Here is a 15,133-nt window from a genome sequence, read left to right on the forward strand (position 1 = left end):
CCCCCACGACCCGCAGCCGCCATCCGACCGAAGGGGCCGTGCCGCAGGTGGGCGTCGCCCACCGGCCCCGCACCGGAGCCACCGGACCCGCGCCCCCGCGGCTCAACCCCCACGACCCGCAGCCGCCATCCGACCGAAGGGGCCGTGCCGCAGGTGGGCGTCGCCCACCGGCCCCGCACCGGAGCCACCGGACCCGCGCCCCCCGCAGCTCAGCCCCCATGGCCCGCAGTCGCCCTACGACCGAAGGGGCCGTGCCGGTACATCAAATGGCCGTCGAGACGGGGACGTACCCGACCGAGGAACGCTGGTGACGGACGCCCACACCAACTACCGACGGCCGGATGTACCGGCACGGCCCCGACCCACCCACCGGCCCGAAGGCGCCCGACGGTCACCGCACCGACCCACCCGACCGACCTACTCCCCCACCCCCGTGGCCTTCAGCGCCAGCCACAGTTCCATCCGGACGTCCGGATCATCCAGCGAGCGTCCGAGGATCTCCTCGACCCTGCGCATCCGGTACCGCAACGTGTGCCGGTGCACCCCGAGATCCGCCGCCGCCGCGTCCCACTGCCCGTGCCGGGACAGCCACGCCCGCAGGGAGGCCACCAGATCCCCCCGCCCCGTCGCGTCATGCTCGCGCAGCGCCCGCAGCAACCCGTCCGCGAACGCCCGCACCGCGTCGTCCGCGAGCAACGGCACCACGGACCCCGCGGCCACCTCCTCGTGCTCGACGAGCGCCCGCCCCCTCCGCCGGGCCACCGACAGCGCCTGCTCGGCCTGCTTGTAGGCCGCCCCCGCCGCGATGGGCCCGGCCGGCGCCGACAATCCCACGACCAGTTCGCCCTCGTCCGCCGCGGCCTGCTCCCGCCCGGCCGCGCGCCCCGCGGCCCGCGCCGCGTCCAGCGCCTCCGCGTGCGCCTGGCAGGCCGCCACCGCGGCACCCCCGTCCGCGGCGAGCACGACGAGCCGCTCCCCGTCCGGGACGACCAGCACGGACTCGCCGGACCGGGCGGCGGCGGACTCGACGACCTCGGCGAGCCCGCCCAGCGGATCACCGTGCGCGTCGGCCACCGCGACGGAGGCGACGGCGGGCTTGGGGGCGACGCGCGCGTGCCCGTCGGCATGCGCCCGCGCGGCCGACGCGGACGCGGACTCGGCGAGGATCAGCCGGAAGGGCGCGTCGAGGAGCTCCCCGTACAGGCCCCCGGCGACGGCGCGCGCGTGGTCGGACTCCCCGGCGAGCAGCATCCGCAGCACGGCCGCCCCGATCCGCTGCTCGGCGGCGTGCAGTGAGGTCGACCGCTCGGTGGTGAGCGTCAGCAGGGCGATCGCCGAGTGCACGGCGTACCGCTCGGCGGTGCCGAGGGCGGCGGCCGTCCCGACGGCGAGCGCGGCGCGGGGCCGCCGCCCGGTGCCGAGGGAGTGCAGCTCGATGCGGTCCTCGCCGTCGGGGCCGCCGACCACGGAGCTGGCGGGCGCGGGCCGCTCCCGCAGCCGCTCGACGTCGGCGGTGATCCGCGCGGCGCGGCGCCCGGCCCACTCGGGCGCGGTGGCGACGACGGCGCCGGACGCGTCGTACAGGGCGGCCCAGCCGTCGACCTGCCCGGCGAGCGCGGCGAGCAGCTTCTCGGGGCCGTCGTTCAGTGCCTGCTTGGTCAGCTCGCGTTGGGCGGCGAACCCGGCGGTGACGGCCCGGTACTGGTCGGCGGCGATGGCGGCGGAGACGGCCTTGCTGATGGCGAGGAAGGGGGTGCGCCGGGGCACCTCCAGCAGGGGGAGCCCTTCCTGTTCGGCGGCGTCGACGAGGGCGTCGGGGATGTCGTCGTAGTTGACGCCGACGGCGAACCCGAGGCCGACGACACCCGCGGCGGCCAGCCGCTTGACGTACCGGCGCATGGCGTCGGGATCCTCCGCGTCCAGGGTGAGCGCGGTGATGAGGAGCAGCTCCCCGCCCTCCATGTACGGCACGGGGTCCGCGAGCTCGCTGACGTGCGCCCAGCGGACGGGCACGTCCAGGCGTCCCCCGCCCGCCCGCACGGTCAGCTTGAGCGCGGAGTGGTGGACGAGGGAGGCGAGCGTGGGGGGCATGGGACCTTCAGGTCTGAGGCGGGCGCGGGGCGATCGGCCGGGGTGATCTTTTGGCCGCTTCGTATGAAGGGCCGCTATCGATTCTGCCTCACCGTAGGAGTGCCCCGCGCGCCGTTTCAGCCGCGCAGATCCACCAGGAGCGGTGGCGCGTGCTCACCCTGCACGGTGGTGAGCGAGAGCACCGCGTGCCCCGGCGGCACCCCGTGCGCCAGCTCGGACGCCGACCAGCGTTCGCGCTCGACCTGCCGGACGGTGACGGCGCGCGCGGTCGGCGCGTTGCCGGTGATGACGCGCCGCAGCATGTGGACGGCCTTGCCGGCGGGGGTCTCGGCGATGATCTGCCGGTCGGTGACGTCCCGGGCCTCGGTCCATTCCTTGCCCCAGACCTCGGCGAAGTCCTGGCCGTCCCAGGGGGTGAGGCCGGAGAGCGCCATGCGGCAGCCGATGGCGCCGAGCAGCGGACTGCGCAGGGCCCGGGGGACGTCGTCGAGGGTGCGCAGGGTGAGGACGGTCCCGGCGTTGGCGGAACGCAGCCGCTGGATGCCGCGGACGGCCTCGGGGGTGATGACGCCGGTCGCGTCGTCGAGGACGAGGCAGGCGAACAGCGAACGGTCCTCGCGGACGGCGACGCCGGCCGTGAACTGGGCGAGCACGAGCCGGGCGAGGATGCGCGAGGCGTCGGCGTGGCCGCGCTGGGGCAGGTCGATGCGGACCCGGACCGGGTGGTCGAGGGCGCGCAGCGAGAAGGGCCGGGACTGTCCGGAGGTGTCGAAGAACCCGGCGAAGGCGGGCCGGTCGAGGAGGGCGACGCGGTCGGCGAGGACGCCGCCGACGTCCCCGGGGTGTCCGAGCTGCCGTTCGCGGGCGTCGAGCTCGCGCAGCAGCGACTCCTGCCCGGCCTCCTCCAGGCCGCGGCGCAGGGCGGCGAGGGGGGCGGGAGAGCCGTCGAGCAGCTGGCGCAGTTCGGGGACGGAGGGGAAGCGGCCGTGGACGGCGCGGTAGGGGCCGAGGAGCTGGGCGAGGACGGTGGTGGAGCGCCGGCTGTCGCCGCCGGGGTGCGGGTCGGCGAGGTCGCCGACGAGGGCCTCGGCGAGTACGGCCGCGGCCTCGTCGGGGTCGGTGGTGCCGCCGTAGAGGTCGAGGTCGTAGACGGACTCGGGGTTCCCGACGCGCACGACGACGTCGTAGGCGTCGGCGGAGCCGAGCCCGGCGCCGGCGGCTCCCACCACGACGACGGCGGCGCGTCCGGCGAGGGCGTGCAGGCACAGGGACTCGGCGAGGGGCCGGACGACGCCGCCGGTCTTGCCGGATCCGGCGGGGCCGACGGCGAGTAGCGAGGTGCCGAGGAGGTCGGGGCCGAGGGCGAGTCCGGTGGCGCGGTAGGCGTAGGGGTTGCGGGGGTCGTCGGCGGTGGTGCCGAGCCGGACCTGTCCGGTGAGCAGGTCGTGCCGGGCGTGCCGGCCGGGCAGGTCGCGGTGCCCGGAGGGGTGGAGGCAGGCGGCGGCGCCGTCCTTCAGCACGGCGCCGGTGAAGGTGGCGAGGCTGTGCCGGCCGCTGCGTACGCCCTGCCAGGCGCGGGCGATGCGGGCGTGGTCGACGTCGCGCATGAGCCCGGTGCGGGCCTCGGCGGCGAGCCGGTCGGCGGCGTCGGCGGCTCCGGCGGCGCGGAGCTGGTTCCACTGGGCGGGGTCGTCCTCGGGGGCGGGCGGCCGTACGTCCACGGGCGCGGACCGGCGCCAGGCGGGCAGCCCGTAGCGCCGCCAGACCTCACCCCAACGGCCGAGCCGCCCGACCCCGATCATGATCGCGAGGGCGACGGCGGTGTAGTAGGCGTAGACGGCCACGACGGAGCCGAAGCTGTGGGGCTCGGCCCAGGAGTCGGGGATCATCGCGTAGAGCGGCAGCAGCCACCAGCCGCCGAGGTAGCCGTTCCACAGCAGCGACCAGAGCAGCCAGCCGACGAGGAAGGCGATGAGCGCGCCGCTGAGGAGCTGGCGCGCGGGCACGGTCTCGGGTTCCTCCGCGGGCCTGGGCCGGTGCCCGAAGCGCCACACGCCGGGTGCGGCCTCCGGCCGTGGTGTGCGCAGCCAGGTCAGGAAGGCGGACCCGTCCGGCAGCGGCGGCATGCCCGGTGCCCGGGCGGGCCGCGGGGGTGTCGCGGGGGCCGGGGGCCGCGCGGGGTGCGGGGTCGCGGGCACGGCGGGGGGTCCCGCCGGGCGCGGCACGGGGCCCGCGTGTGTGCCCCGTGCGTCCTGCGTGCCGTCGCCGTCCATCGCCGTTGCCCCCTGACCAGCCGGTCCGTGCCTCGTACGCGGGTCAATCTAGTGCCCCTGCCGGGGGAGTTCACCGCTTACGCGGCCGGACCCGCGCGGACCCGGTCGGGTCCGGCCGCCATCTGTTCTATGTCCACGGCGGACAACCGATTCCTGCGACAACGCCCACATGGAGCATGCCCCGCCCCCTGCCGCGGCCCTAGCCTGCGGAGAAGCGTCCGAAAACACCCCCGCCCGGAAACCCCCGGTCCGCCGGAACACCGGTTCGCAAGATCTTCAGGGAGCCCCTCATGACCGCACTTCCGCAGGAGCGCCGCGTCGTCACCGCCATCCCCGGCCCGAAGTCGCAGGAGCTGCAGGCCCGCCGTACCGCGGCGGTCGCGGCCGGTGTGGGCTCGGTGCTGCCGGTCTTCACCACGCGCGCGGGCGGCGGCATCATCGAGGACGTCGACGGCAACCGCCTGATCGACTTCGGCTCCGGTATCGCCGTGACGTCGGTCGGCGCCTCCGCCGAGGCCGTCGTACGCCGGGCCTCCGCGCAGCTCCAGGACTTCACCCACACCTGTTTCATGGTCACGCCGTACGAGGGCTACGTCGCCGTCGCCGAGGCGCTGGCGGAGCTGACCCCGGGTGACCACGCCAAGAAGTCGGCGCTGTTCAACTCGGGCGCCGAGGCCGTCGAGAACGCCGTCAAGATCGCGCGGGCGTACACCAAGCGCCAGGCGGTCGTCGTCTTCGACCACGGCTACCACGGCCGGACGAACCTGACGATGGCGCTGACCGCGAAGAACATGCCGTACAAGCACGGTTTCGGCCCGTTCGCGCCCGAGGTCTACCGCGTGCCGGTGGCCTACGGCTACCGCTGGCTGACGGGTCCGGAGAACGCCGGTGCCGAGGCGTCCGCGCAGGCCATCGACATGATCAACAAGCAGATCGGGGCCGAGAACGTCGCCGCGATCATCATCGAGCCGGTGCTCGGCGAGGGCGGCTTCATCGAGCCCGCGAAGGGCTTCCTGCCGGCGATCAGCCAGTTCGCCAAGGACAACGGCATCGTCTTCGTCGCGGACGAGATCCAGTCCGGCTTCTGCCGCACCGGCCAGTGGTTCGCCTGCGAGGACGAGGGCATCGTCCCGGACCTGATCACCACCGCCAAGGGCATCGCGGGCGGCCTGCCGCTGGCCGCGGTCACCGGCCGCGCCGAGATCATGGACGCCGCGCACGCGGGCGGCCTGGGCGGCACCTACGGCGGCAACCCGGTCGCCTGCGCGGGTGCGCTCGGCGCGATCGAGACGATGAAGGAGCTGGACCTCAACGCGCGGGCGAAGAGGATCGAGGCGGTCATGAAGGCCCGCCTGGGCGCGATGGCCGAGAAGTTCGACATCATCGGCGACGTCCGCGGGCGCGGCGGCATGATCGCGATCGAGCTGGTGCAGGACCGCGACACCAAGGAGCCGAACCCGGCCGCCACGGCCGCGCTCGCCAAGGCCTGCCACCAGGAGGGTCTGCTGGTCCTCACCTGCGGCACCTACGGCAACGTCCTCCGCTTCCTGCCCCCGCTGGTCATCGGCGAGGACCTCCTGAACGAGGGCCTGGACATCATCGAGCAGGCCTTCGCCCGCATCTGACGTCTCACCGGTCCCGGCCGCGGGGCCGGACCGGCGCCCGTCTCGGATTCCGTTTCCGGCCGGGGCGGGCGCACCGAGAGGCAGAGCGTGTGAAGAAGGTGTGCGAGGTGGATGACGGGACGCGAATGTGGCTGTCGGAGCCGCATCCGCTGTCGTAGGTTCTACGCAGATGAGAGAAACACCCCGCCCACAGGGGACTGTGGGCGACGCCGGGTCGGGGCCTCCCCAGCTTCGCCCTGGTCGTGCCCTCGCGCACACACCCGGAGCTTCCGGCTCCGGAACACCTCACCGATCGGATGGCCGCCCGCCCCAAACCCCCCGGGGCGCGCGGCACACCGATCCGGACGGCCACCCCGGAACCACCCCCCCTGTTCCGGGGTGGCCGACCATCCTCCTCGGCCTTCCGGCCCTCCTTCTCGCGCTGATCACCTGGCAGGTCGCGGCCCACGGCCCCCTCGCCCGCGCGGAGGAACGCGTCAGTGACGCCGTCGTCCGCCCGAACCGGTTCTTCGAGCTGCTCGCCGACCTCGGCAACGTCTCCGTCGCCGTCCCGGTCCTGGCCGTCGCCCTCGTCCTCGCGGCCCGTCGCTCCCGCCGCGAAGGCGCCGCCCGATGGTGGCTGCCGTCCGTCGCGGCGGCCGTCCTGATGGCCGCCGTACCGGCCGTGATCGTGCCGGCGAAAGAACTGATCGCCCGCCCGGGCCCACCGGTGATGGGCCCGGGTACGGGTTTCTACCCCTCGGGTCACACGGCGACCGCCGCCGTCGCGTACGGCGCCGCGACCCTGCTCCTCCTGCCGGGGCTGCGCACCGCCCCGGCCCGTCGCGCCCTGCTCGCCGCCTGCCTGGTCCTGAACCTGGCGGTCGCCACCGGCCTCGTCGTCCGCGGCTACCACTGGCCGCTGGACGTGGTGGCGAGCTGGTGCCTGTGCGCGCTGCTGCTGGCGGGGCTCGCGCTGTTCCTCAGCCGAAGTAGGCGTCGAAGTTCTTCGAGAACTCCCAGCCGCCGAACCGGTCCCAGTTGATCGACCACGTCATCAGGCCGCGCAGGGCGGGCCAGGTGCCGTGCGGGCTGTACGAGCCGCAGTTGGTCCTCTTCGTCAGGCAGTCGAGGGTCTTGGTGACCTCCGCGGGCGAGACGTGGCCGTTGCCCGCGTTCGTGGTCGCCGGCATGCCGATCGCGATCTGGTCGGGGCGCAGCGGCGGGAAGACGTTGTTCGCGTCGCCCGCGACCGGGAAGCCGGTGAGCAGCATGTCGGTCATGGCGATGTGGAAGTCGGCGCCGCCCATGGAGTGGTACTGGTTGTCGAGCCCCATGATCGAGCCCGAGTTGTAGTCCTGGACGTGCAGCAGCGTCAGGTCGTCGCGCAGGGCGTGGATGACGGGCAGGTAGGCGCCGGCGCGCGGGTCCTGGCCGCCCCATTTCCCGGTGCCGTAGTACTGGTAGCCGAGCTGGACGAAGAAGGTCTCGGGCGCCATCGTCAGGACGAACTTGGCGCCGTACCGGGCCTTGAGGGTCCTCACCGCGGAGATCAGGTTCACGACGACCGGGGTCGTGGGGTTCCTGAAGTCGGTGTCGGAGGCGTTCAGGGAAAGGGAGTGGCCCTCGAAGTCGATGTCCAGGCCGTCGAGGCCGTACTCGTCGATGATCTTCGACACCGAGGAGACGAAGGTGTCGCGGGCCGCGGCGGTGGTGAGCTGGACCTGGCCGTTCTGGCCGCCGATGGAGATCAGGACCTTCTTGCCCGCCGCCTGCTTGGCCTTGATGGCGGCCTTGAACTCGGCGTCGCTCTCCACGTTCGGGCACTCGGTGACCGGGCAGCGGTTGAAGCGGATGTCGCCGGAGGTGGTGGAGGTCGGCTCGCCGAAGGCCAGGTCGATGACGTCCCAGCTGTCGGGGACGTCGGCCAGGCGGGTGTAGCCGGCGCCGTTGGCGAAGCTCGCGTGCAGGTAGCCGACCAGGGCGTGCGCGGGCAGGCCGGAGGAGCCGTCGCCGGTGCCCGGAGAGGTGGTCGCGGTGACGGCCGCCGACTTCGCCGACTCGCCCGCGTCGTTCACGGCCGCCACCTGGAAGCTGTACGCGGTGGCCGGTGACAGGCCGGTGACGGTGACCGAGGTCCCGCTCGCCGTCTGCGCCTTCACGCCGTTGCGGTAGACCGCGTACCCGGTCGCGCCGGGGACCGCGGACCACGACAGCGCGACGCTGCCGGAGGTCACCGTTCCGGTCTTCAGGCCGGTGGGCGGGGCGGGCGGCTGGCTCGCGTCGGCACCCGGGCCGACCAGGGAGACGTCGTCGGCGTAGTAGGTGCCGGTGCCGTACCAGCCGTGCGTGTAGAGGGTGACCTTCGTGGTGGACGGGCCGGTGCGGAAGGTGGTGGTGAGCTGCTGCCAGTCGGCGGCGGACTGCGTCCAGGTGGAGACGTCGGTGGTGCCGGTGCCGCTCGCGCCGAGGTAGACGTAGCTGCCGCGCACATGGCCGGTGAGGGTGTACTGCGCGTCCGGCTTCACGGTGACGGTCTGGCTGCACTGGGCGTAGTCGTTGCCGGCCGGGGTCGCCTTCAGCGCGGAGGCGCCGGTGCGCACGGGCGAGGTGACGGTACTGGCCGCCGTGCAGGTCCAGTTGTCCAGGCCCGCCTCGAACCCGCCGTTCCTGACGAGGTCCGCGTCGGCCGCACGGGCGGCCGACGAGAGGACGGTGAGGCCGGGGACGGCCAGGACGGTGGCCGTGCAGACGGCGAGAAGTCTGCGCCGTGCGAATGGTCTGTCGGGTCCGGTGCGGTCCACAGCTGCCTCCGGGCATGGGGGAATTGGAGGGTGGAGCGCGCCCAACTTGGTCCAGACCAATTGCGTTGTCAAGACCTCCGGCGTGATCCCGCGCGGGACCGGCGTGCGGTCAGGGGCCCTCCTCGCCCGCCAGACCCGCCGCCGCCTCGTGCATCGCCAGCTCCAGCAGCGCCGGATCGGTGAGGGTGCCCGAGCCGTCCGGCGGCACCAGCCAGCGCACTCCGCCGGTCGACCTGCCGGGGTACGGCACCACGATCCACGTGCCGCGGCCCGCGGTGCGCACCCCGGTGCCGAGCCAGCGGGTGGCGGTGCCTGCGGGCACGAAGAACCCCATCCGGGCGTCACCGAAGTCGACCAGCACCGGCCCGAGTTGGTCGATCACCCGGGTCAGCACGTCGAGCGTGGGATAGCCCAGCTCCCCCGGCAGGATGAGCACGTCCCAGAGCCGGCCGGCCGGCAGCAGCGCGACCCCGGTCGGGTTGCGTTCCCACTCCCAGCGGCAGGCCTCGGGATCCGGCGCTGCGGATGCCAGCCACTCGACCGCCGTCTTGGCGCCTGTCATGACGGAACCTCCCTTTCTCGTGTCGACGCTGGTCGCGTCACTGGGGAGAGGGAGGTCCGGGCCGGGCATTACGCGGGTTCCCGCGACTTGTCGGTGGTGAACCGTGTCACAGGGTGTGAGCAGGGCGTACGCGAGTGGATCAGTCGCTCCCGCGTACGCCCGGCGATCATCCGTGCCGGAAGGCGGGCGTCCGGCGCGGGCTCAGCTGTCGAAGCCGAGTCCGAGCCGGTCCATCGTCTTCAGCCAGAGGTTGCGCCGCCCGTCCCGCGCGTCGGCACGCGCGAGCGACCACTTGGTGAGCGCGATGCCGGCCCAGGCGAAGGGCTCGGGCGGGAACGGGAGCGGTTTCTTGCGGACCATCTCCAGTTCGGTGCGCTCGGTGCGCTCCCCCGCCAGCAGGTCGAGCATGACGTCGGCTCCGAAGCGGGTCGCGCCCACCCCGAGGCCGGTGTACCCGGCCGCGTAGGCGACCCGGCCCTGATGGGCGGTGCCGAAGAAGGCGGAGAAGCGCGAGCAGGTGTCGATGGCGCCGCCCCAGGCGTGGGTGAACCGCACGCCCTCCAGCTGCGGGAAGCAGGTGAAGAAGTGCTCGGCGAGCTTCGCGTACGTCTCGGGGCGGTCGTCGTGCTCGGCGCGCACCCGGCCGCCGTACGGGTAGACCGCGTCGTAGCCGCCCCACAGGATCCGGTTGTCGGCCGAGAGGCGGAAGTAGTGGAACTGGTTGGCCGAGTCCCCCAGGCCCTGGCGGTTCTTCCAGCCGACGGACGCCAGCTGGTCGGCGGTCAGCGGCTCGGTCATCAGCGCGTAGTCGTAGACCGGGACGGTGTACGCGCGCACCCGCCGGACCAGGTTCGGGAAGATGTTCGTGCCGAGGGCGACCCGGCGGGCCCGGACGGAGCCGTAGGGGGTGCGTACGGCCATGCCCGCGCCGTGGGGCCGCAGGGCGAGCGCGGGGGTGTTCTCGTAGATCCGCACGCCCAGTTCGCGGCAGGCGCGCTTCAGTCCCCAGGCGAGCTTGGCCGGGTGGAGCATGGCGACGCCCCGCCGGTCGTGCAGCCCCGCGAGGAACGTGGGCGAGTCGACCTGCTCGCGCACCGCGTCGGCGTCCAGGTACTCGATGCCGTCCGCGAGGCCCTCGCGCCGCAACTCCTCGTACCACTCGCGCAGTTCGGTCGCCTGGTACGGCTCGGTGGCGACGTCGATCTCGCCGGAGCGCTCGAAGTCGCAGTCGATGGAGTAGCGGGCGACCGCCGCCTCGATCCCGTCGAGGTTGCGGGCGCCCAGCTCCTCCAGCTTCCTGATCTCGTCCGGCCACCGGGTCAGGCCGTTGGCCAGCCCGTGGGTGAGGGACGCGGCGCAGAACCCGCCGTTGCGGCCCGAGGCGGCCCAGCCCACCTCGCGGCCCTCCACCAGCACCACCTCGCGCCGCGGGTCGCGCTCCTTGGCGAGGAGCGCGGTCCACAGTCCGCTGTAGCCGCCGCCGACGACGAGCAGGTCGCAGGTCTCGGCGCCGGTGAGGGCGGGCTCGGGGCGGGGCTTGCCGGGGTCGTCCAGCCAGTAGGACACCGGCCGGGCGTCGGAAAGAGACGTCGTCCAACGGTTCATGGCGCCTGGGGCCATGATTTCAACTCCCTACGAAAGAATTGCTCTTACGCCTTCTGCCGGTTGCGGCGATTGCCGATCACCATTCCGGCCAGGACGAACAGTACGGCGACAACGAACATGGCCGTACCGATGACATTGATCTGAACGGGTGTTCCGCGCTGTGCCGATCCCCAGACGAACATGGGGAAGGTGACGGTCGATCCCGCGTTGAAATTGGTGATGATGAAATCGTCGAAGGAGAGCGCGAAGGCGAGCAGCGCGCCCGCGGCGATCCCGGGGGCTGCGATGGGCAGCGTGACCCGCAGGAAGGTCTGCACGGGACCGGCGTACAGGTCCTGGGCCGCCTGCTCCAGGCGCGGGTCCATCGACATCACGCGTGCCTTGACGGCGGTGACCACGAAGCTGAGGCAGAACATGATGTGGGCGATCAGGATCGTCCAGAAGCCCAGCTGGGCCCCCATGTTGAGGAACAGCGTCAGCAGCGAGGCGGCCATCACGACCTCGGGCATCGCCATCGGCAGGAAGATCAGCGAGTTCACGGCGCCGCGGGCCCGGAAGCGGTAGCGGACCAGCGCGAAGGCGATCATCGTGCCGAGGGCGGTGGCCCCGAGCGTCGCCCAGAAGGCGATCTGGAGGCTGAGCGAGAGCGAGCCGCACATGTCGGCGACCCCGCACGGATCGCGCCAGGCGTCCGTGGAGAAAGCCTGCCATTCGTAATTGAAGCGCCCCTTCGGTTTGTTGAAGGAGAACACCGTGACGACGACGTTCGGAAGGAGCAGATATCCGAGGGTCACGAGACCCGCGATGACGACGAGATGGTGCTTGAGCCAGCGCAAGAGGGCCATCAGACCAGATCCTCCGTCCCGGACTTGCGGATGTAGAGCGTGACCATGACGAGAATCGCGGCCATGAGGATGAACGAGAGCGCGGCGGCCGTCGGATAGTCGAGAATCCGCAGGAACTGAGTCTGGATGACGTTGCCGACCATCCGGGTGTCCGTGGAGCCGAGCAGGTCGGCGTTCACGTAGTCGCCGCTCGCGGGGATGAAGGTCAGCAGGGTGCCGGAGACGACGCCGGGCATCGACAGCGGGAAGGTCACCTTGCGGAAGGTCGTGACGGGCCTCGCGTAGAGGTCGCCGGCGGCCTCGTGGAGCCGTCCGTCGATCCGCTCCAGCGAGGTGTAGAGCGGCAGGATCATGAACGGCAGGAAGTTGTACGTGAGTCCGCAGACCACCGCGAGCGGAGTCGCGAGGACCCGGTCGCCCGAGGTCATGCCGAGCCAGCTCGTGATGTCCAGGAGGTGCAGCGAGTTGAGCGCGCCGACGACCGGGCCGCCGTCCGCGAGGATCGTCTTCCAGGCGAGCGTGCGGATCAGGAAGCTGGTGAAGAACGGCGCGATCACCAGGATCAGCACGACGTTGCGCCAGCGGCCCGCGCGGAACGCGATGAGGTACGCGAGCGGGTAGCCGAGGATCAGGCACAGGACCGTCGCCGAACCGGCGTACAGCACCGAGCGCAGGAACTGCGGCCAGTAGTCCGCCAGCGCGTCCCAGTAGGTCGCGAAGTGCCAGGTGACCCGGTAGCCGTCCTCCAGGGAGCCCGTCTGCACGGACGTGGAGGCCTGGTAGACCATCGGCAGCGCGAAGAAGACGACGAGCCACAGGATGCCGGGCAGCAGCAGCCAGTACGGGGTGAGGCGGCCGCGTCGGCGCGGCGGCTTCTTCTCGGGGGCGGTGGGCGCGAGAGGCGGTGGCGCCTCGGTGAGGGTCGACATCAGGCGGCCTCTTCCTCGACCGACTCGACGCCCGCGTCGATGTCCTGCGCCGCGTCCAGGCCGAAGGTGTGCGCCGGGTTCCAGTGCAGGACGACGTCCGCGCCGGGCCGCAGCCGGGAGTCGCGGTCGACGTTCTGCGAGTAGACCTCGAACCCGGGGCAGACGGCGCTGTCGACGACGTACTGCGTGGAGACGCCGATGAAGCTGGAGTCGGCGATCCTGCCGGTGATCCGGTTGCGGCCGGCCGGGATCTCGCCGGCGTCGTCGGCGTGCGTGAGCGTGATCTTCTCGGGGCGGACACCGGCCAGGAGCTTGCCGCCGGCCGTCGCGGGCGCCGAACATCGCGCGGCGGGCAGGACGAGCTTGCCGCCGCCCGCCTTGAGGACGATCTCGTCGCCGCTGCGGGTGTCGACCTCGGCCTCGATGAAGTTCGAGGTGCCGAGGAAGTTCGCCACGAAGGTGGTGTTCGGGTTCTCGTACAGGTCGGCGGGCGAGCCCAGTTGCTCGACGCGGCCCGCGTTCATCACGGCGACGGTGTCGGCCATGGTCATGGCCTCCTCCTGGTCGTGCGTGACGTGCACGAAGGTGATGCCGACCTCGGTCTGGATGCGCTTGAGCTCCAGCTGCATCTGGCGGCGCAGCTTGAGGTCGAGGGCGCCGAGGGGTTCGTCGAGGAGCAGCACCTTGGGGTGGTTGATGAGGGCGCGGGCCACGGCGACGCGCTGCTGCTGGCCGCCGGAGAGCTGGTGCGGTTTCTTGCGGGCCTGCTCGCCGAGCTGCACCAGTTCGAGCATGTCCTCGACCTGCTTCTTCACCGACTTGATGCCGCGCCGGCGCAGGCCGAAGGCGACGTTCTCGAAGATGTCGAGGTGCGGGAAGAGCGCGTAGGACTGGAAGACGGTGTTCACCGGCCGCTTGTAGGGCGGCAGGTTCGTCACGTCCTGGTCGCCGAGCGAGACGGTGCCCGAGGTGGGCTCCTCCAGGCCGGCGATCATGCGCAGGGTGGTGGTCTTGCCGCAGCCCGAGGCGCCGAGGAGCGCGAAGAACGAGCCCTCGGGGACGGTCAGGTCGAGCGGGTGGACGGCCGTGAACGCGCCGTAGGTCTTGCTGATGCCGGAGAGGCGGACGTCGCCGCTGTTGTCAGTCTTCATCATCGTCACGCCCCTGTGAGCTTCGCGAACTTCTCTTCGTAGGCCGTCTCTTCCTTCTGGCTCAGTGAGCGGAAGGGGTGTGACCTGGCGGCCATGGCCTTGTCGGGAATGATCAGCGGGTTGTTCGCCGCGTCCTCGTCGATCTTCGCGAGCTCGTCCTTCACGCCGTCGACGGGACACACGTAGTTGATGTACGCGGCGAGTTCGGCGGCCGGCCTCGGCTCGAAGTAGTAGTCCATCAGCCGCTCGGCGTTCGTCTTGTGACGTGCCTTGTTGGGGACGAGCATGTTGTCCGTGGACGTGATGTAGCCGCTCTCCGGGATGATGAAGTCGACGTCCGGGCTGTCCGCCTTGAGCTGGACCACGTCACCCGCCCAGGCGACACAGGCCGCCAGGTCGCCCTTGGTGAGGTCGGACGTGTAGTCGTTGCCGGTGAAGCGGCGGATCTGGCCCTTGTCGACGGCCTTCTGGAGCCGGGCGATCGCCGCGTCGTAGTCGTCGTCGGTGAACTTCGCCGGGTCCTTGCCCATGTCGAGCAGCGTCATGCCGATGCTGTCGCGCATCTCGGAGAGGAAGCCGACGCGCCCCTTGAGCTTGGGGTTGTCGAGCATGTCGGAGATCGACTCGACCTTCTCGCCGTCGAGCGCCTTCTTGTTGTAGGCGATGACGGTCGAGATGCCCTGCCACGGATAGGAGTAGGCGCGTCCGGGGTCCCAGTCGGGGTTCCGGAACTGCTGGGAGAGGTTCGCGTAGGCGTGCGGCAGGTTGGAGGCGTCCAGCTTCTGCACCCAGCCGAAGCGGATCAGCCGGGCCGCGAGCCAGTCGGTGACGACGATGATGTCGCGCCCGGTGTCCTGGCCCGCCGCGAGCTGCGGCTTGATCTTGCCGAAGAACTCGACGTTGTCGTTGATGTCCTCGGTGTACTTGACCTTGATGCCGGTACGCCGGGTGAACGCGTCGAGCGTCGGGTGGTGCTTCTCGCTCTCGTCCACGTCCATGTACTCGGTCCAGTTGGAGAAGTTGATCGTCTTCTCCTTGGCCGAGTGGTCCTCGGCGGAGACGCCGCCCTGGGTCTTGCCCGCGGCGGGGATCCCGCAGCCGCTCAGTGCTCCGAGACCGCCGACGGCCAGCGCGCCGCCGGCGGAGGCGCGCAGCAGCGAACGCCGGGTGAGGGATGCCCTGCCGTACCTCAGACTGCGGTGAAAGGCGGCCAGTTGGGCCGGGGACGGACGGTCGGGCTCGTACTGCTCCATGCTCCTGGTGCCCTTT

The 15,133-nt window shown here is 71.9% G+C and carries 11 protein-coding genes; 2 read left to right on the top strand and 9 right to left on the bottom strand.

The window, feature by feature from the left end:
* Positions 1–417: 417 nt before the first annotated feature.
* Both ACZ4VA_RS34690 and ACZ4VA_RS34695 read right to left on the bottom strand, forming a co-directional pair.
* Complete coding sequence (locus ACZ4VA_RS34690) at positions 418–2,091, bottom strand: PucR family transcriptional regulator (protein WP_388906705.1); 1,674 nt, start codon at positions 2,089–2,091, stop codon at positions 418–420.
* Positions 2,092–2,207: 116 nt separating this feature from the next.
* Positions 2,208–4,364: an ATP-binding protein gene (locus tag ACZ4VA_RS34695; RefSeq protein WP_356243287.1), complete on the bottom strand. Its 2,157-nt coding sequence runs from the start codon at positions 4,362–4,364 to the stop codon at positions 2,208–2,210.
* Between the two features lie 290 nt (positions 4,365–4,654).
* On the opposite strand from ACZ4VA_RS34695, the gene gabT reads away from it, so the two are divergent.
* A complete protein-coding gene (gene gabT / locus ACZ4VA_RS34700; protein WP_355784923.1) occupies positions 4,655–5,989 on the top strand; it encodes a 4-aminobutyrate--2-oxoglutarate transaminase in 1,335 nt (444 codons plus the stop codon).
* 169 nt (positions 5,990–6,158) lie between these two features.
* Positions 6,159–7,013 (top strand): phosphatase PAP2 family protein, encoded by an 855-nt coding sequence (locus tag ACZ4VA_RS34705; protein ID WP_356170950.1) that lies wholly within the window; start codon positions 6,159–6,161, stop codon positions 7,011–7,013.
* On the opposite strand, the gene ACZ4VA_RS34710 is transcribed toward ACZ4VA_RS34705, so the two are convergent.
* The 7 genes from ACZ4VA_RS34710 to ACZ4VA_RS34740 all read right to left on the bottom strand — a co-directional run bounded on the left by ACZ4VA_RS34710 (position 6,952) and on the right by ACZ4VA_RS34740 (position 15,117).
* The gene (locus tag ACZ4VA_RS34710) at positions 6,952–8,772 is read right to left on the bottom strand and encodes a chitinase (RefSeq protein ID WP_468083948.1); all 1,821 of its coding nucleotides are present in this window, start codon (positions 8,770–8,772) and stop codon (positions 6,952–6,954) included. The two genes, ACZ4VA_RS34705 and ACZ4VA_RS34710, sit on opposite strands and share 62 nt — an antisense overlap.
* A 109-nt stretch (positions 8,773–8,881) precedes the next feature.
* Positions 8,882–9,334 carry a bifunctional DNA primase/polymerase gene (locus ACZ4VA_RS34715; protein ID WP_355784932.1) on the bottom strand — a complete coding sequence of 151 codons (453 nt, stop codon included), beginning with the start codon at positions 9,332–9,334 and terminating at the stop codon, positions 8,882–8,884.
* 201 nt (positions 9,335–9,535) lie between these two features.
* Positions 9,536–10,954 (bottom strand): NAD(P)/FAD-dependent oxidoreductase, encoded by a 1,419-nt coding sequence (locus tag ACZ4VA_RS34720; protein WP_468083950.1) that lies wholly within the window; start codon positions 10,952–10,954, stop codon positions 9,536–9,538.
* Between the two features lie 29 nt (positions 10,955–10,983).
* Positions 10,984–11,784 (bottom strand): ABC transporter permease, encoded by an 801-nt coding sequence (locus ACZ4VA_RS34725; protein WP_355784938.1) that lies wholly within the window; start codon positions 11,782–11,784, stop codon positions 10,984–10,986.
* Entirely contained in the window at positions 11,784–12,713 is a 930-nt protein-coding gene (locus ACZ4VA_RS34730; RefSeq protein ID WP_356170958.1) for an ABC transporter permease, read from the bottom strand. The genes ACZ4VA_RS34725 and ACZ4VA_RS34730 overlap by 1 nt, the downstream gene beginning before the upstream one ends.
* The gene (locus tag ACZ4VA_RS34735) at positions 12,713–13,873 is read right to left on the bottom strand and encodes an ABC transporter ATP-binding protein (RefSeq protein ID WP_355794711.1); all 1,161 of its coding nucleotides are present in this window, start codon (positions 13,871–13,873) and stop codon (positions 12,713–12,715) included. Before ACZ4VA_RS34735 ends, ACZ4VA_RS34730 begins: the two co-directional genes overlap by 1 nt.
* A complete protein-coding gene (locus ACZ4VA_RS34740; RefSeq protein WP_468083953.1) occupies positions 13,870–15,117 on the bottom strand; it encodes a polyamine ABC transporter substrate-binding protein in 1,248 nt (415 codons plus the stop codon). Before ACZ4VA_RS34740 ends, ACZ4VA_RS34735 begins: the two co-directional genes overlap by 4 nt.
* Between the last annotated feature and the right edge of the window lie 16 nt (positions 15,118–15,133).

The sequence above is a fragment of the Streptomyces sp. NPDC028308 genome (assembly GCF_055565855.1).

Bases quoted from the DNA above. Each gene is read 5' to 3' on its own strand.
- ACZ4VA_RS34730 (WP_356170958.1), bottom strand. From the start codon at position 12,713: ATGTCGACCCTCACCGAGGCGCCACCGCCTCTCGCGCCCACCGCCCCC.
- ACZ4VA_RS34695 (WP_356243287.1), bottom strand. From the start codon at position 4,364: ATGGACGGCGACGGCACGCAGGACGCACGGGGCACACACGCGGGCCCC.
- ACZ4VA_RS34720 (WP_468083950.1), bottom strand. From the start codon at position 10,954: ATGGCCCCAGGCGCCATGAACCGTTGGACGACGTCTCTTTCCGACGCC.
- ACZ4VA_RS34715 (WP_355784932.1), bottom strand. From the start codon at position 9,334: ATGACAGGCGCCAAGACGGCGGTCGAGTGGCTGGCATCCGCAGCGCCG.
- ACZ4VA_RS34690 (WP_388906705.1), bottom strand. From the start codon at position 2,091: ATGCCCCCCACGCTCGCCTCCCTCGTCCACCACTCCGCGCTCAAGCTG.
- gabT (WP_355784923.1), top strand. From the start codon at position 4,655: ATGACCGCACTTCCGCAGGAGCGCCGCGTCGTCACCGCCATCCCCGGC.
- ACZ4VA_RS34705 (WP_356170950.1), top strand. From the start codon at position 6,159: ATGAGAGAAACACCCCGCCCACAGGGGACTGTGGGCGACGCCGGGTCG.
- ACZ4VA_RS34740 (WP_468083953.1), bottom strand. From the start codon at position 15,117: ATGGAGCAGTACGAGCCCGACCGTCCGTCCCCGGCCCAACTGGCCGCC.
- ACZ4VA_RS34725 (WP_355784938.1), bottom strand. From the start codon at position 11,784: ATGGCCCTCTTGCGCTGGCTCAAGCACCATCTCGTCGTCATCGCGGGT.